14 protein-coding genes are annotated in these 18,007 nt (G+C 46.5%); 3 read left to right on the top strand and 11 right to left on the bottom strand.

The features are described from left to right. Window positions 1-2: 2 nt before the first annotated feature. The 3 genes from hisA to hisIE are packed head-to-tail and all read left to right on the top strand — an operon-like array spanning window position 3 to window position 2,106. Complete coding sequence (gene hisA, locus NHG65_RS08080) at window positions 3-740, top strand: 1-(5-phosphoribosyl)-5-[(5-phosphoribosylamino)methylideneamino]imidazole-4-carboxamide isomerase (RefSeq protein ID WP_099064153.1); 738 nt, start codon at window positions 3-5, stop codon at window positions 738-740. Beyond that, window positions 722-1,498 carry an imidazole glycerol phosphate synthase subunit HisF gene (gene hisF / locus NHG65_RS08075; protein ID WP_085115985.1) on the top strand — a complete coding sequence of 259 codons (777 nt, stop codon included), beginning with the start codon at window positions 722-724 and terminating at the stop codon, window positions 1,496-1,498. Before hisA ends, hisF begins: the two co-directional genes overlap by 19 nt. Next, window positions 1,492-2,106, top strand: a complete 615-nt coding sequence (gene hisIE, locus NHG65_RS08070; protein ID WP_099064152.1) for a bifunctional phosphoribosyl-AMP cyclohydrolase/phosphoribosyl-ATP diphosphatase HisIE — start codon at window positions 1,492-1,494, stop codon at window positions 2,104-2,106. The genes hisF and hisIE overlap by 7 nt, the downstream gene beginning before the upstream one ends. 74 nt (window positions 2,107-2,180) lie before the next feature. Here hisIE and gnd read toward each other — a convergent pair whose 3' ends face one another. The 11 genes from gnd to NHG65_RS08015 form a co-directional block, all read right to left on the bottom strand. After that, window positions 2,181-3,587 (bottom strand): NADP-dependent phosphogluconate dehydrogenase, encoded by a 1,407-nt coding sequence (gnd, locus tag NHG65_RS08065; RefSeq protein WP_085115982.1) that lies wholly within the window; start codon window positions 3,585-3,587, stop codon window positions 2,181-2,183. Window positions 3,588-3,827: 240 nt separating this feature from the next. Further along, window positions 3,828-7,340, bottom strand: coding sequence for a GT99 family glycosyltransferase N-terminal domain-containing protein (locus NHG65_RS08060; protein ID WP_207975667.1), 3,513 nt, complete (start codon window positions 7,338-7,340; stop codon window positions 3,828-3,830). Window positions 7,341-7,344: 4 nt separating this feature from the next. Further along, on the bottom strand, window positions 7,345-8,664 hold the full coding sequence (locus NHG65_RS08055) for an ABC transporter ATP-binding protein (protein ID WP_207975669.1): 1,320 nt from the start codon (window positions 8,662-8,664) through the stop codon (window positions 7,345-7,347). Next, complete coding sequence (locus NHG65_RS08050; RefSeq protein WP_207975671.1) at window positions 8,654-9,487, bottom strand: ABC transporter permease; 834 nt, start codon at window positions 9,485-9,487, stop codon at window positions 8,654-8,656. Before NHG65_RS08050 ends, NHG65_RS08055 begins: the two co-directional genes overlap by 11 nt. Window positions 9,488-9,593: 106 nt before the next feature. Further along, complete coding sequence (locus NHG65_RS08045; protein WP_207975673.1) at window positions 9,594-10,436, bottom strand: glycosyltransferase family 2 protein; 843 nt, start codon at window positions 10,434-10,436, stop codon at window positions 9,594-9,596. Window positions 10,437-10,606: 170 nt separating this feature from the next. Further along, window positions 10,607-11,473 (bottom strand): dTDP-4-dehydrorhamnose reductase, encoded by an 867-nt coding sequence (gene rfbD / locus NHG65_RS08040; protein ID WP_207975675.1) that lies wholly within the window; start codon window positions 11,471-11,473, stop codon window positions 10,607-10,609. Beyond that, window positions 11,473-12,006, bottom strand: coding sequence for a dTDP-4-dehydrorhamnose 3,5-epimerase (gene rfbC, locus NHG65_RS08035; protein ID WP_207975677.1), 534 nt, complete (start codon window positions 12,004-12,006; stop codon window positions 11,473-11,475). The genes rfbD and rfbC overlap by 1 nt, the downstream gene beginning before the upstream one ends. 398 nt (window positions 12,007-12,404) lie before the next feature. After that, a complete protein-coding gene (gene galE / locus NHG65_RS08030; protein ID WP_207975679.1) occupies window positions 12,405-13,421 on the bottom strand; it encodes a UDP-glucose 4-epimerase GalE in 1,017 nt (338 codons plus the stop codon). A 257-nt stretch (window positions 13,422-13,678) separates the two neighbouring features. Beyond that, entirely contained in the window at window positions 13,679-15,076 is a 1,398-nt protein-coding gene (gene wcaJ, locus NHG65_RS08025; protein ID WP_207975681.1) for an undecaprenyl-phosphate glucose phosphotransferase, read from the bottom strand. Between the two features lie 74 nt (window positions 15,077-15,150). Then, window positions 15,151-16,518, bottom strand: a complete 1,368-nt coding sequence (cpsG, locus tag NHG65_RS08020) for a phosphomannomutase CpsG (RefSeq protein WP_207975683.1) — start codon at window positions 16,516-16,518, stop codon at window positions 15,151-15,153. Window positions 16,519-16,533: 15 nt separating this feature from the next. Then, complete coding sequence (locus NHG65_RS08015) at window positions 16,534-17,958, bottom strand: mannose-1-phosphate guanylyltransferase/mannose-6-phosphate isomerase (RefSeq protein WP_207975685.1); 1,425 nt, start codon at window positions 17,956-17,958, stop codon at window positions 16,534-16,536. Between the last annotated feature and the right edge of the window lie 49 nt (window positions 17,959-18,007).

Genomic DNA, 18,007 nt, shown 5'->3' with positions numbered 1-18,007 from the left:
GCATGATTATTCCAGCTTTGGATTTGATCGACGGCACCGTGGTGCGTTTGCATCAGGGCGATTACGGCCAGCAGCGCGACTATGGCAACGATCCGCTGCTGCGCCTGCAGGACTATCAGCAACAGGGTGCTCAGGTATTGCACCTGGTCGATCTGACCGGTGCCAAAGACCCCACCGCGCGCCAGATCCCCCTGCTGCGCAAGCTGCTGGCGGGAGTTAACGTGCCGGTCCAGGTCGGTGGCGGCATTCGCAATGAGCAAGACGTTGTTGCCCTGCTGGAGGCCGGTGCGACCCGCGTGGTGATCGGCTCCACCGCGGTAAAACAGCCGCAGTTGGTACAGGGCTGGTTCGAACGCTACGGCGCCGATGCCATGGTGCTGGCGCTGGACGTGCGCATTGATGTGGACGGCACCAAGCGTGTGGCCATCAGTGGTTGGCAAGAAAACTCGGACGCTACGCTGGAACAGGTGGTGGAGCAATTCCTGCCTTATGGCCTGAAACACGTGCTGTGCACCGACATTTCCCGTGACGGCACGCTGGCCGGTTCCAACGTGGCGCTGTATCAGGAAATCAGCCAACGCTATCCGCAGATCGCCTTCCAGGCGTCTGGCGGCATCGGCAATCTGGATGATATCGCCCAGTTGCGCGGCAGTGGCGTTGAAGGTGTGATTGTGGGGCGTGCCCTGCTGGAAGGTAAGTTTAGCGTTGAGGAGGCGATCGCATGCTGGCAAAACGGATAATCCCGTGCCTGGATGTTAAAGACGGGCAGGTAGTGAAAGGCGTGCAGTTCCGCAACCATGAGATTATCGGCGATATCGTGCCGCTGGCACAGCGCTATGCACAGGAAGGCGCAGACGAACTGGTGTTTTACGATATCACCGCGTCAAGCGATGGTCGGGTGGTAGATAAAAGCTGGGTATCGCGCGTGGCAGAGGTGATCGACATCCCCTTCTGCGTCGCCGGTGGGATTAAAAGCCCGGAAGACGCTAGCCAGATCCTCTCCTTCGGTGCCGACAAGATTTCCATCAACTCCCCGGCGCTGGCAGACCCTACGCTGATTAGCCGCCTGGCGGATCGCTTTGGCGTGCAGTGTATTGTGGTCGGCATTGATACCTGGTTCGACAGTGAAACCGGCAAATATCACGTAAACCAGTACACCGGAGACGAAAGCCGCACCCGAGTCACCCAGTGGGAAACCCTGGATTGGGTGAAAGAAGTGCAAACGCGCGGCGCCGGCGAAATTGTGCTGAACATGATGAATCAGGACGGCGTACGCAACGGTTACGATCTGGAGCAACTGCAGCGAGTGCGTGAAGTGTGCAAGGTACCATTGATCGCCTCCGGCGGCGCGGGCACCATGGAACACTTCCTGGAGGCGTTCCGCGATGCGGACGTCGATGGCGCGCTGGCCGCTTCGGTGTTCCACAAGCAAATCATTAATATCGGCGACCTGAAAAGGTTCTTGTCCGAACAAGGTGTGGAGATCCGCCTGTGTTAACAGAACAGCAAAGAAACCAGCTCGACTGGGAAAAAACTGACCACCTGCTGCCAGTGATCGTCCAGCACGCCGTATCCGGCGAAGTGCTGATGCTCGGCTATATGAACCAGGAAGCGCTGGCCGTCACCGAACAGAGCGGCAAGGTCACCTTTTTCTCACGCACCAAACAGCGCCTGTGGACCAAGGGCGAAAGCTCTGGCCACTTCCTTAACGTGGTTAGCATCACCCCGGACTGCGACAACGACACGCTGTTGATTCTGGCCAATCCAATCGGCCCGACTTGCCACCTGGGTAACACCAGCTGCTTCCACCCGGCCAGCAGCGATTGGGGTTTTCTGTATCAGTTGGAACAACTGCTGGCGGAACGCAAGACGGCCAGTCCCGACAGCTCTTACACCGCCAGCCTGTACGCCAGTGGCACCAAGCGTATCGCACAGAAAGTCGGTGAAGAAGGCGTGGAAACCGCCCTGGCCGCCACGGTGAACGATCGCGAAGAGTTGACCAACGAAGCTTCTGATCTGATTTATCACCTGTTGGTGTTGCTGCAGGATCAGGATTTGGACTTGAGCAAAGTGATTGGCCGGCTGCGCGAACGGCACCAGAAATAACCCTGTTTTACAGGCAATAAAAAAGCCGCCGGGCGTAAACCTCGGCGGCTTTTTTTATACTTCAAACGTTGGGGTTATTCCATCCATTCGGTATGGAATACGCCTTCTTTATCGATACGTTTGTAAGTGTGAGCACCGAAGTAGTCGCGCTGCGCCTGGATCAGGTTGGCAGGCAGAACCGCTGAACGGTAGCTGTCGTAGTAGGCAATCGCCGCAGAGAAGGTCGGCGTAGGGATGCCGTTTTGCACCGCGTAGGACACCACATCACGCAGCGCCTGCTGGTATTCATCAGCAATCTGCTTGAAGTATGGCGCCAGCAACAGGTTGGCAATATCTGCGTCGTGTGCGTAAGCGTCGGTGATTTTCTGCAGGAACTGAGCGCGAATGATACAGCCGGCACGGAAGATCTTGGCGATATCGCCGTAGTGCAGATCCCAGTTGTTTTCTTTGGAAGCCGCTTTCAGCTGAGAGAAGCCCTGTGCATAGGAAACGATTTTACCCAGGTACAGTGCACGACGCACTTTCTCAATGAATTCAGCTTTGTCACCGCTCACTGGAGTCGCTTTAGGACCGGTCAGCACTTTAGACGCGGCAACACGCTGGTCTTTCAGTGAGGACAGGTAACGCGCGAACACCGACTCGGTGATCAACGACAGTGGCTCGCCCAGATCCAGAGAGCTCTGGCTGGTCCATTTGCCGGTGCCTTTGTTGGCTGCTTCGTCCAGGATCACGTCAACCAGGTAGGTACCTTCTTCATCTTTCTTGGTGAAGATATCTTTGGTGATGTCGATCAGGTAGCTGTTCAGTTCGCCCTTGTTCCACTCGGCGAAGGTTTCAGCCAGCTGTTCGTTGCTCAGGTTCAGCGCCTGCTTCAACAGGGAGTAAGCTTCTGCAATCAGCTGCATGTCGCCGTACTCGATGCCGTTGTGCACCATCTTCACGTAGTGACCGGCACCATCAGCACCGATATAGGTCACGCAAGGCTCGCCTTCCGCTACCGCAGCGATTTTTTTCAGGATTGGCGCCACCAGCTCATAAGCTTCTTTCTGGCCACCAGGCATGATTGAAGGGCCTTTCAATGCGCCCTCTTCACCACCGGAAACGCCAGTGCCGATGAAGTTGAAACCTTGGTCAGACAGTTCGCGGTTACGACGGATGGTGTCCTGATAGTAGGTGTTACCACCGTCGATCAGAATGTCACCTTTATCCAGATGCGGAGTCAGGGAAGCAATGGTCTTGTCAGTCGCTTCGCCCGCTTTCACCATCAGCAAAATGCGGCGTGGTTTTTCCAGAGATTCAACAAACTCTTCAACGGTGTAGTGCGGCACCAGGTTTTTACCCGGATTCTCTGCAATAACTTCGTCGGTTTTGTCGCCTGAACGGTTAAAGATCGAAACGGTGTAACCACGGCTTTCGATGTTCAGTGCCAGATTGCGGCCCATTACCGCCATGCCGACAACGCCGATTTGTTGCTTGGACATTGAGGAACTCCTGTCTGAGGATGACCCTGTTAACAACTTTAGCCAACAGGTTTTGTGATGTGGCACACATGTTAACTCAGGATTGAACCGCGTGGGTAGTGATTGGTGCGATAGGTCACATAATGAGTTTCAAGAGATTGAATTGTAGTCTAAAACTTTCAGCTATCTGAGCTCATAAGAAAAAAACCGGCCAGTAGACTGGCCGGTCGTTTTTTACCTATCAACCTGATGAAAGCATCTTTATGAACCGGTAGTTTCGGCCTGTCGCGCCTTGAATACCTTAACCTTCTCAGCCAGCATGAGTTCACTATTGCGTATCATGTCGGTGTATTGTGTATTAACAAAACCCCACAACGTTGAATATTGATCTTCGGCGTAACCCACCATAAATGGCAATGTCGTCACCACAGTCAATCCTGGAGCTGACTCAAGATAGCGATCGATAGTGTTGTTCTGGGAGTCGATGTTTTTCTCATCCCACTGACTGATAAGTTCAATGCCACGGCGGGAATAAATGTTCATTACCATGCTAGTCATGCGGTTGATGTAGACATATTCAATACCGTCTATTTCTTTAACCGCCAGAATGCTGGTGTCTTCGTGTAAATGCGCAATAATGCCGGCAAACACATGCCAATCCCACTCGGTTTCCCGTAAATGCCCGACGATCTTTTCGAGTCGAATGTCAAAATCAGCCGGGAATAGCACGTCATCTTCGCAAATTATTGCCATTTCAGTTTTACGATCGGCCAGTGTCGACAGCATATACTTATAGCTCATGCCGCAGCCAATCCAACCAATACGATGACGTACGCCTTCAATCAACTGAAAGCCATGCGTCGGTTTACTAAGAAATGCCTGTTTACGCACTGGAGTTTCAGTCAGTGACAGACACAACTTCGGAATATCTACCCCATTGTGCGGAATAAAGTCGACACTGTTTTTGTAAACCTGGAAGTCAATCAGATCGTTAGCCAGTAAATAACGTTTGAAGTAGGCGTCAAACTGTGTATCCAAGCGAGAAAAATCAGCTATATCCTGACGACGACGCGTATAGAAGTTGTCATCAGACAACAGACGCTTAATTTTATCAGCCATAGCGTCAATGTCGCCCACCGGTGCAAAATCGATCACGTTAACCAGATTGTCATGATGATGAATATCAGAACTTGTTTCGCTGACAATCGGCGTGCCGAGTGACAGCGTTTCATAGAGTCGCGTAGTCTCCAGCAAGGCATCTTCATAATAATGAATATTGACGATCAATTTCGCACGCTGTACCAATCGGGTCAGATCCTGGCCAAATACCTCTGAGGCAATATGGACATTGAAACGTTGACTTAACTGGCTCAGATAATTTTGTCGACGTTCACAGTTAGGATCGCCATAAAACAAAACATCAATCGGTGTCTCATCTTTAATCGGCTGCAAATTATAACCAGTTTGGCTCAAATGCTCAGCATAGTTATGATAGGACGATACTGGCATGTAGAACAGCTTTTGATATGGCACACCGTGCTGCAACAGATATTCAATATTGGTCAATGAGTAGTCAAAGACCGCAATTGCACGCTCCAGAATGGCAAAGTACTCAGTCGTAAACCAACGAGGGTTAATTGACTGTTCCATTTGGAAAGCCACAAAGTTCTTCGGTAATTCAGGGAACATCTGCGGGCAAATAACGATATGCATTTGTCCGCTGTCGGCAATTGAGGAATAAGCATGGATTATCGTTACCCCTAACCCAATATCGGCCAGCGATTTTTGCACTCGATGAGCCACATACAGAGTGTGTCTGGAAGCGAGAATTACCACATGCTGGGTATCAATATGCGTCAGTGGCATCGGCGCATCTGCGGTATTCTTCGCGGTTCGGCGTAAACTCGACTTCAATTCGGAAAAGCGGCCTTTGGCCACCAGGCCTAAAGCCGTTTTCGCCTTGCGACCCAATGCACGATATGGCTGCGGATGGCTTCGGAACGCGTACCAGACCTTGGCAGTCAAGGAACGGTTACTGGAAAACTTATGCGTAAAGTAGTGGTGAGTAAAGTCGCGTATAACACCAAATTCACCACGAACTACACGACCAACCATCCTCACAGGCATAGTCAACTTCCATGACAAACTATTGCGCATTCGAGCCATTACAGAATACTGCTGTTCTAGAACACCTTCTTTTTGGCTAAGCGCAGAGTGCAACGCATAAATTTCATGCGTTTTGCTCCCAACTTCTGACTGTAGAACTTTGAGTTCTTGTTCCAGTTCTTGGGCGCTCTTATTTTCTTCTACGACTTTCAGTTGCAATAATGCTTCTTCATGTTGTCGCTGTTTTTGCTGCAACGACTTTTGCAGATGCAATAAAGCTTCTTCATGCTGTTGCTGTTTTTGCTGCAACGACTCTTGAAGATCCTGGTTCTCCTCCAACTGCATCCGCAACTGCGTTTTTCTCTGTTGCAATTGGTCTTCCAACAACGCGATCAATTGGTGCTTTTCTTCAATCCTTTGTTTTTGCTCTTCAATAATACGGAAAACCTCTGCACGAACGTCGTTATCACGCTTAACACGGTCAGAGATCAACTCACCGATATCCATCCCTTTCATGCTTGTCAACTCGTCAGCTCCAGCTGAATAAAAGTTCAAGTGGTATCGTACTATATCGATTTCCGCTGGTTCAGACAGACGAAAATGCAAATAGTCCGTATCGAATATCAGATCAAATGGCACGAGATAAGCAAACAGATAGAATGCCATTCTGTTGGCGCACTCAGATTCATCACCCGCTTCATTGATAAAACTGTAAGAACTGTCACCCAAGACTTGCACTTCACTTTTCAGCAACAAACCTTCCAACCCAACACTCGAATTTATTGTCACGATCTTCTGACAACGATTCAGGAACTCAAGGCTATTAGGTGAATGATCAATTTCAGATTGCACATTTTGCAGTTGAAAACGACTGCCGGGGTGAAGTCGAATCAATAAGTTGTCGCTGGAACACAACGTTTGTGCATAGGACAACAATGATAAATTATTAAAACCGTTACTGTAGGCAATAATGTTCGAGTCATCTTCGACCTGCATGACCAACCCAATCTCGAACTCAGCGTCACCCTTCTGCGGCAGTAACGCTTCTGCAAAAAATTGGTGTAGTTCACCCATGGTTAGCTGAACCTTGCAATCTTGCGCCACCTGCAGGTAGCGAGCTTGCGCCTCAGTATTTCCATTAACGCCGCTGAAATCAATATAGCCAGTTCCCAAATACATTGGTGCACGCAGAGGACCAACCTCAAAGTGGAGCACAGGGATCGACAATTCCTTCGCTACATTTTCCAACGACGGGCAGTTGCAGATACTGAGTATCGCCTTAATTCCAAGTTTTTTCTTATCCAGCAATACGCTACGTAACTCAGACTCCAATTCCGGAATGCTCTGCGTTAGGAACGCTTGGAATACTGCCATTGGATTATGGTGGTGTTCATTCAATAACCTAGTAAACAGCTCTTCATCAAGCAGGCTGAATTCATGCTGGTTGAACCTGTCTTGGTCCGGCAGCGTATAGCCCAAATTACGCATCGTAGGCTCATCGAATTCCCAACGCTCTTGTTCGCGCCACTCAAGCGGATCTCGTAGGTAATCACTGCCAGTAATAAAGAGACTTTTTTCCTTCAACGTACTGAGTAGACGATAAAACACCCACAGATAAGGTGCTTTTACACCTCGGAAAGAATAAGGCGGTAAAAAAATAGCCAGCATAGCGTTACTCCTCCTCCAGCAAAATTTTTACCGGAGCATGAATAACACCACCCAACTCGCGCGATGACCAGAACTTCAACCTCATCATCGGGCGACGCTGATCAAGCTCTTCCCGCTCCCCCTTGCCTACCCGCGCCAATCCGCAGTGCACCAAATAGTCACCGGAATTTATCGGCAGCTTGACCTTATATACAATGTGCTGCTCGCCGGGCTTCAGGGTAATAGGAACGCCAGCACCAATATTGCTGTCCCCCCAAATATCCCCCCCTTGCGCCTTGGAAATTGAGACACCAAGTGCGATGTCCTCAATGATCTCTGAAGACAATAGAGTATAGTCAAAAGTCAACTCTTCACCAGCTCGCACCAATGGTTTTTCCGACAATGGAGTGCCATCCGCTTTATAGATCTGCAGATTCTCAATTATTGCCCGCGCGGTGCCAAAACGCTTTTCACCGATTTCAACATTGGTCTGTTCAGATTGAATCGCCTGGAGTGTCGCCACATCTTTGATGGCAGAGCCATCGACATGTTGGCGCTTTTCTTTAGGCGCGGCCTGGGTCAGCAACATGCCTTTTTCATAAGCGAGAACCGCGGCTAATACGTCATGAGTATCTCCGACCAACTGCCCATCGTTCATTACCAAACAGCGATCAGCATACTCCAGAATGCTACCGGTGGAATGGGTGACCATAATAATAGTTACCCCTTGGGCTCGCAGTGCTTCCATACGTTTATAGCATTTATACTGAAATCCGATGTCCCCCACCGCCAGCGCCTCATCGACGATCAGTATCTCTGGCTCAACACAAGCCTGAACGGCAAATGCCAAACGGACATACATCCCGCTGGAGTAAGTTTTTACCGGTTGATCAATAAACTCACCAATATCCGCAAAATCAATAATTTCCTGGAAACGCGCGTCAATTTGCTCACGCGAGAACCCCAAAACGGAGCCATTGAGATAGACGTTGTCACGGCCGGTGAATTCCGGATTAAATCCGGCACCCAGTTCTAACAAAGCAGCAATTCGGCCGTTAACCTGAACCTCACCTGCTGTAGGAGTCAAAGTGCCGCAAATCATCTGCAGCAGGGTTGATTTCCCCGCACCATTACGCCCGATAATTCCAACAGTTTCCCCTTTCTTTATGCTGAAAGAGACATCTCTAAGCGCCCAAAACTCGCGAAAGTAACGTCGAGACTCACGGCGAACAGCTCGCTGCAATTTAGGTGCAAAAAATTGCTTCAGGCGATCGCGTGGACGATCATAAATCTGATAGCATTTGCTTAATCCTTTGACTTCAATTGCAATTTCATTAGAGGACATCGGCAAACCCCTTTCTGGTTTTTTGGAAGAATACATAGCCTAGCCAAGCTACTACAGTTGCAGCCAGCGTATATATCACCAACCCTTGCCAATCAGGAAAACGCCCCCAAATCAATACACTTCGAGCTTGTTCGATAATAAAAGTCAGCGGATTGAGCATGATCCAGATACGATATTTTTCCGGCAGCGCAGTGACTGGGAAGAAGACCGGGGACAAAAACATCATTACCGTGGTAATAATCACTGTCGTCTGACTCACATCACGGATAAACACGCCCAGAGAGGCCAGGATCCAACCTAACCCAAGGCAAAAAATCACTAGTGGCAAAAATACCAGCGGGATAAATACCACTGTCCAATGTAGAAAACCGTTAAAAATGAAAAAGGCGCACAGTAGAACTACCAGGCTAATCAACGTATGGAACAACGCAGCACAAAGACCAATCACTGGCAGAGTTTCCAATGGGAAGACCACCTTTTTGACATAGTTCGTGTTGCCCAAAATAATTTGCGGCGCGCGATTGATCACTTCGGCAAAGAAGCCATGAACTATCATACCGACAAACAAAATAACGGCAAATTGCGTACGGCTCTCATCGCCCCCTACTGACCAGCGGGCTTTAAAAACTACTGAAAATACAAAAGTGTAGACAACCAACATGAACAGAGGATTCAAAAAAGACCAGGCCAACCCCATCGTTGACCCTTTGTACCGACCAACAACTTCTCTCTTGGTCATTTGTAAAATCAGTGACTTGAATCCCCATAATGCGCTTACCAGCGCTAGCGGAGTTAACGGCATTTTTTTATGAGGGTTATTCATTTACCAACCTCCGCGGAGTTATCAGCGACGCACACTATGCGTTCATCATCAACATAAACAAACATAATCAACACCTTAGGTTCAATTTAACGTTTACAGCAAGGCCTTAGTGACCATCACGCGTTGGGGCCATCGGGATCGTTTTTAAATACTTTTGGTTGTAATTGCAGCGATCACTATCAAAAAACCAACCCCACTTGTTAAAGTACAATATGGCTGAATGAATATGATATCGCAATAAAATCAAACTCTTATACGACCCCTTACCGAATGCATGTGTGATTGTCGTTCCCGAAAAATAAACAATATTCGTCAACTTCAAAGCCCGGCGACAAAGATCCACATCCTCCAAATACATAAAATATCGCTCATCGAAGCCGTCCAGCCGGCTCAGTAACTCGGATTTCAGCAACATAAAACAGCCGGAAACCGAAGGGACCGCAAAAATTTTATCGTAGTCAGCCTTCTGTAATTCGTAATCAACATCTATCTTCGCACCCCATTTCGGCAGGAAACGACGGAGGAAAAGATTTGCTGGTGTTGGCAACAGCCTACAACTATATTGAAAGCGACCATCGCTATAACGAATACGTGGGGAGACGAATTGGTGCCCGCTCACGCAGGCAAAATGATGTAACTGTGCCAATGCGCCAACTTCAAAACTGATATCTGGATTACAAATAAGAAAATAATCGCAACTATCGAGATAACGCTTCATGGACAGATTGTGGCCATAGCCAAAACCGCCGTTTACCGCAGAATGGATGTAACTAATCCGCTCATTTCCCAGGGAAGCAGCCCAGTCAGCCCCACCATTGTTGATTAAAACAATTTTGCCAACGCAATGCTCGTTGAGGAGTGAAGTCAGCGTGGCCTCCACTTGCTCATAGCTGTGGTTAAATAAAACGATAGATGCAACTATCTGAAATCTCTCTTTTTCTACAGCCATGCAGTATCTAATTCCTCAACCCTTAATTTATTGCAGTAACTAAAAGCCCTGCAATCAGGGTGGCTATAAGGCTCAATGCCGATCGTGACAAGTGGCAGTGATTTACCTATAAACAGAAATGCTAAAGGGGATAACATTATCCCCTTTAATCTCATCCAATTGAAGGACCACTACTGCGATAATATCTTATGGAGTACAATTTTAAGCTGTTGTTTCCATGGGCTTGGCCTAAGGTTTAAGGCACAGATCTTGTCAGTACTGAGAATCGAGTAAGCAGGCCGAGATGCCGGAGTTGGATACTCATGACTAGCAATAGGATTAACTTTCACTTGGTGCGGATACAGCTCACAAGCTTGTGCTTCCTTGAAAATCGATTGCGCAAAGTCAAACCAGGAAACTGCAGTATCACCACAATAGTGATAGATACCATATGACAGCTGCGGTTTTGAAAGCATTGCAATGATGACAGCCGCAATGTCACCAGCATAAGTTGGACAACCATACTGATCACTCACCACACCAAGTTCAGCTCGTTGAGCCCCTACCCGTAGCATGGTTTTAACAAAGTTATTGCCGTACTCGCTAAAAACCCAAGCCGTTCTGATCACAACAGTTTTAGGGTTAGCTTTCAGTGCCGCAATTTCACCGTCAAGCTTGGTTTGACCATAGATACTTTTAGGTGAGCATGGGGTATGTTCGCAGTAGGGTTCTGAAGCGGTGCCATCAAAAACATAATCGGTTGAAATATGCACGAAGGGAATATCCAGCTTTGCCGCAGCTGCTGCCAAAAAACCTGGCCCATCTACATTAATAGCTTTGGCCTTCTCCGGCTCCGATTCCGCCTTATCCACTGCAGTGTAAGCTGCGGCGTTGACGATGGCTTCCGGCATAAACTGAGCCACTACTGCTGACACAGCAACAGGATCAGTGATATCCAATTGCTGACTGTCGGTTGCCATCAGGATCCAATCAGCAGGAAAGCGGTCGATAAAACAGCGCCCCAATTGCCCTGCTGCACCAGTCAAAAGTACACGCATTAGAAAAGCTCTCTAAATAGTTTTCCCTGCAAATCCTTCGGCGACAGCAGCGGTTCGCTAACTGGCCATTCGACACCGACTTCTGGATCATTCCAAAGCAGACATCCCTCATTACTCGGATCATAGTAATCTGTGCATTTATATTCAAAATCAGCGGAGTCTGAAACTACAACAAAGCCATGAGCCAGACCCGGTGGTACCCAAAGCTGGTTCTTGTTGTCCTCTGACAGATAAACTCCAACCCATTTCTTGAAGGTAGGCGAATCGGGACGGATATCAACAACCACGTCGTAAACCTCACCACGAACACAGCGTACCAATTTACCCTGTGGCTTGGCTGTCTGAAAATGCAATCCGCGCAAAACCCCCTGCGAAGAACGGGAGTGGTTATCTTGTACAAATTCAGCATCAATACCGAGTAGCTCTTGATAGCGACTCTTTCGAAAAGTTTCAATAAAAAAACCGCGGTGATCACCGAAAACCTTGGGTTCAATCAGCTTTACACCTGCGACCTGCGTTTCTATTACTCTCATTAGGAACCTGCTCACAAAAAACTTTAACCCAGAGACCTCGAATTATGCTTAAGAACGCACGTTATCACTGAGTCTACATGTCACCTTTAAGACAATTATGAATGAACCTTAAACAAACTCACGTACATGTGACACAAAATAATATAGGGTCTGCGAAGGCCAGAAAGACTAGCACAATTTGCAAAAACATCCGACATCGTTACGTAAAAAAATACATCATGCATCCCACCACCCTGCGTGACAGATTCATTAACCATATGTTTTTACTTTATTTATTTTAATTCATTGATAATTTCCATACTTAGTCGGCATGTGTGGTTACATTTCATACGATAAAATTTACTAATTACCCGTTAAACCTCGGACTTATCCGCCGTAGTACAGACCCGTTTCTTCAATCAGCGTTGATAGCCCTGCGGGTTATTTTTTTGCCAATTCCAGGTATCACGCATCATTTCATCGATGCCCCTGCTCACCTCCCAACCCAGCTCTTTCTTAGCCAATTTAGCATCGGACCAGAAAGCAGGCAGATCGCCATCACGACGTGGAAGAATCTGATAAGGTATGGGAACACCCGATGCTCTTTCAAAAGCCTGAACCATAGCTAATACGGAGTAACCTATGCCAGCCCCAAGATTGTAAGCTTTAAAACCTTGAATCTGATTCAGATGATCCATTGCTTTCAGATGCCCTTCAGCAAGATCCATAACATGAATATAATCACGCACCCCCGTACCGTCGTCCGTAGGATAATCGCCGCCGAAAATGCCCAGCTTATCCAGTTTGCCAATCGCTACCTGAGAGATATAGGGCAACAGATTGTTCGGGATCCCATTTGGATCTTCACCAATTAATCCAGACTCATGAGCACCTACAGGATTGAAGTAACGCAGGGCAATGATGGAAAACTGAGGCTCAGCCTTGGCAAAGTCCTGCAAAACCTGCTCCACCATCAACTTTGAAGTCCCATATGGGCTGGTAGTTCCACCAATAGGTGTAGTTTCCACATAGGGAACAGGAGAGTTAGCACCATAAACAGTAGCGGAAGAGCTAAAGATAAATTGGTAAACACCTGCACGGCGCATTTCATCCAGTAACACCAGCGTCCCGGCAACATTGTTTTGATAGTACTCAAGTGGCTTGCGAGTTGATTCGCCCACCGCTTTCAGACCGGCAAAATGGATAACCGAATCTATCGAATGAGCTTCAAAAATGCGCTTCAGGCATTCATTATCCTGAATATCCCCCTGGTAAAACGCAGCCGCTTTTCCCGTCAACTTTTCTACACGGTGCAAGGACTCTTCCGAAGAGTTCGACAGGTTATCCAATACCACCACATCCTCACCACGTTCCAGCAAAGCCAGAACGCTATGAGAACCGATGTAACCGGCTCCGCCGGTGACTAAAATGGTCATGTAAGATCCTTATGTAATGTGCACCTGAGCTGCAAATCTTAGAAAGAAACCATAGTAACTGACTGAGCCCAAATGAAAATAAGAATTAAGCTAATACCGCCTCCTTAACTCTATAAAGTCTAAGTAAAACGGGGAAATGGGGGAAGTAATTATCTATGCAAATAACGTAATGGCTAAGACACTTACCCCAGGTAGAATGGCGACTGCTTATACAGTCACCAATAAACATACAAAAAAATAGCAAAATCTGATTATTTTTAATATGCGGATTTGTTTATAAAACCTTTAAAAACAGTTAGGAATATTATTTTAATATCAAGCCAAATACTCCAATCCCGGATATACTCAAGATCATACTCGACACGTTTTTGCATTTTATCCAATGTATCTGTTTCTCCACGCCAGCCGTTAATCTGTGCCCATCCGGTGATCCCTGGCTTAACTTTATGTCTAAGCATATAACCTTCAATAAGGCTTCTATATTGCTCATTATGAGCCACGGCATGTGGTCTAGGCCCGACAATTGACATGCCACCAAGCAGAACATTGAAAAACTGCGGCAACTCATCCAAAGAAGTTCGGCGTAAAAAAGCGCCAACCTTTGTCACCCTCATATCACCTTTTTTCGCTTGTGTAACAACACCATCATTTTCCATAACAGTCATTGAGCGAAACTTCCACACCATTATAGGTTTCCCATCCATACCATACCGTGTTTGTCGAAAAATGACTGGACCATCAGAAGAAAACTTAACGATACCGGCAATTAATAATAACACAGGGGATATAAAAATCAGTATCATGATAGATAGTAAAATATCTTCAACTCTCTTGAAAATTTTATTAACACCATTCAAAGGAGTATCAAATAGAGGAACAACTGGCACGCCATTAACTTCTTCAGACCTTGACTGCAGTATATTAAAAGTAAAAACATCAGGAATGAACATGACAGAGCAAGTGGTATCAGTTAATTGACTGAGGATTTTTTTAAATTTATATTCCTCACTCATTTTCATTGCTATATATACGTAATCTAAGCGCCCCTGTCGAGCATCATCGATCAACTTATCTAGATTTCCAGAATACTTTATCGCACTATCATTATAGCTCGGAACATCATCATAAATTCCCTCAACGACAAAACCCAGCCACGGGTCATCCTGAAAACTCTTTAATAATTTAATACCAACAGGCATTGAACCGGCCACAGCAACCTTTCGTGTATTATACCCATAATTACGCACTAAACCGGCCAAAAATCGAATTGACGAACGACAAAATGTAAAACCAATACAAACAGCGAAATACCAATACAAAAAAACTTCAAATGTGAAGTTAGAGTTAGGCATAAACGAAGTTATTCCAGCAGTAACGATCAGACTTAACGTCCAATTTTTGAGTATCAACCTCAACTCTGTAGAGAATTTACCGCCGCGCCAAGAACGATAAAAGTCAGTTATACCACCAATCATTTGAAATACGACCAGAGCTATGAGCGCCACTAATACATGTTCATAATTGAAGCTATGCCCATTTATTTTACTTGTGATGAACCCGCCCAAGAAAATAATAAAAATATCAGAAAAACGCTGCACCATAGAGATTATTGATGCATTTGCTTTGGAATGCGCTCGCTGATGTTGTATTTTCATAAAAACCACTCTTATTAAAAAGGTGCGTCACACTTTTTTATTTTACCTATAAAATACAGGACGCACATTTTATATTATAAATTCAATAAATTAAGAATTTCCTTAACTTTTTCTTCCATCATAGCTTTATTGTTTCTAGACTCCACATTAAGTCTAACAACAGGCTCAGTGTTTGAAGATCGAAGATTAAAACGCCACTCTGGGAACTCGATGCTTATGCCATCAGTAAAGTCAACCTCACAATTCTGTGAGATATAGTGCTGTTTTACACTTTCAATTGAAGACTCAGGACGTAATAACTTAATATTAATTTCCCCGGAAGATGGGTAAGCTGCAATGCGATCCTGCACCAGTTGTCCCAAGGTATGCCCCTTAACACACACCAATTCAGCCACAAGTAGCCACGGAATCATGCCACTATCGCAATAGGCGAAATCACGGAAATAATGGTGAGCACTCATTTCTCCGCCATAAATAGCATCTTCAGAACGCATCCGTTCCTTAATAAAGGCATGTCCAGTCTTCGACATAACCGGAATCCCTCCAGCTTCACTCACCACATCGATGGTGTTCCAGCTCAGACGAGGATCATGAATAATTTTTGCGCCCGGCTGTTTTTGCAGGAAAGCCTCTGCTAGCAAGCCGACGATATAATATCCCTCAATAAAGTCGCCTTTTTCGTCAAACAGGAAGCAGCGATCAAAATCGCCATCGAATGCAATCCCCATATCCGCACCATGTTTACGCACTGCATTGGCGGTATCTGCACGACATTCTGGTAATAGCGGGTTAGGGATGCCATTCGGGAACATGCCATCCGGTTGATGATGTACTTTGATAAACTCCAATGGAACGTTCAAAGCTTTAAGGGACGCTTCAATGGCATCGATTACATGTCCAGCAGCGCCATTACCAGAGTTGATAACCAACTTCAGTGGCTTAAAGTTTTCCATCTCTACATAGGACAGTACATGTTGAACATAATCAGCTAACACATCCTGACGAACATAGCTTCCGCGTGTAACGGCAACCGCCGGGAACTGGTTTTTCTCTGCCAGTTCCTGAATAGCCCGTAACCCTGTATCTCCACTTATAGGGCGCGAACCTTCACGCACCAACTTCATTCCGTTGTAGTCGATCGGGTTATGGCTGGCCGTCACTTCTACGCCACCATCTGCTTTCAGATGTGAAGTGGCGAAATAGACTTCTTCGGTCCCAGTCATGCCAATGTCAATCACGTCGCTACCGGCATCCTGTAAGCCTTTTGCCAGGGACAACTTCAAGCCCTCGCTGGTTAGGCGCGCATCGCTACCCAACACTACAGTCTTTGGCTTCAGAAACTCGCCATAAGCGCGGCCAATGCGGTAGGCAATATCATCATTCAGCTCTTCACCTAATTTACCGCGGACATCATAAGCTTTAAAACACGTTAACTTTTCCATCACCAAACCCTTTAATTAAACTCTGCCGTACCGATCGTGTAAACGCTCAATATCATCTTCTCCCAGGTAAAAACCAGATCTAACCTCAATAATTTCAAGATCGATTTTCCCTGGATTTTCCAGCGTATGCACACTGCCTGCAGGAATGAATGTAGATTGGTTTTCTGATAAGAAAAACACTTTATCTTCCACATTGACTTTGGCCGTACCGGTGACCACCACCCAATGTTCTGCACGATGAAGATGGCGCTGAACCGATAACCCTTCGCCAGGACGAACAATGATTTTTTTTACCTGGAAGTGTTCGCCCTTATCGATATCACATATTTTTCCCCACGGACGATAGGAGGAAGAATGTTGGCGAAAGTGATGAAGATTGCGTTTTTTTAGCTCTTCAACCACTTTCTTAACGTCCTGCACTCTATCCTTTGTTGAAATCAACAACGCATCGTTGGTATTAATTACTATCAGATCGTCCAAACCGATAGTAGCAACTAACGCGGTATCCGATGAGATATAATTATTGTTTGAATCAATCGAAATAATCTCACCAACGTTCACATTCCCTAAAGCATCTTTTTCGGAGACTTCCCACAGTGATGACCACGAACCCACATCGCTCCAACCGGCATCAATGGGGATCACTACCGCATCATTAGTTTTTTCCATCACCGCATAGTCAATAGAATCACTTGGGCAGTGCTTGAATATTTCTTGATCAACACGGATGAAATTCATATCACGCTGGCTTTCAGCCACTGACTGCTGCGTTGTTATGAAGATCTCTGGGCTAAACTGTTGTAACTCGTTCAAGAATTTGGCTGTTTTAAACATAAACAAGCCACTGTTCCAGCTAAACTCACCACTCGCCAGATATTCAACAGCCTTATCCAGACAAGGTTTCTCCACAAAAGCATCAACTTTGAAACACGCGTTAGAGAGCTCCCTACCACGCTTGATATAACCGTACCCCGTTTCCGGATGCCCAGGAATAATACCGAAAGTCACCAAGTTGTTTTGTGTGGCATGCTGGATAGCTGTTTTTATTGCCGAGTGGAAATTATCCACTTTTTTAATCAAATGATCGGCAGCCAACACCAGCAGTATACTGTCTTCATCTTCCTCTGCAGCTAGATGTGCGGCCAACGCTACAGCAGGAGCAGTGTTACGCCCGACAGGTTCTAAAATAATATTGGTCGCAAGCTGATCAATTTCACGTAGTTGTTCTGCAACCAAGAAACGATGATTTTCATTGCAGATAACCAAAGGTGCCGCGACTTCTACGCCATCCAATCCTGACAAACGTTGCAAAGTTTGTTGCAGCAGGCTAAATCCGCTGCCATCAATAGATAAGAATTGCTTAGGGAACGATTCACGCGACAGTGGCCACAATCGGCTACCAGTGCCACCGGCCATTACCACAGGAATTAGTTTTGACATTCATTAACCCTTTACTCAGTTGTATTTATCATATGAAAGTGCAGCTTAC

This window comes from Serratia myotis (assembly GCF_027474885.1).
In the GTDB taxonomy this organism is placed as follows: domain Bacteria; phylum Pseudomonadota; class Gammaproteobacteria; order Enterobacterales; family Enterobacteriaceae; genus Serratia; species Serratia proteamaculans.
This window is presented reverse-complemented; position numbering and strand designations above follow the sequence as displayed.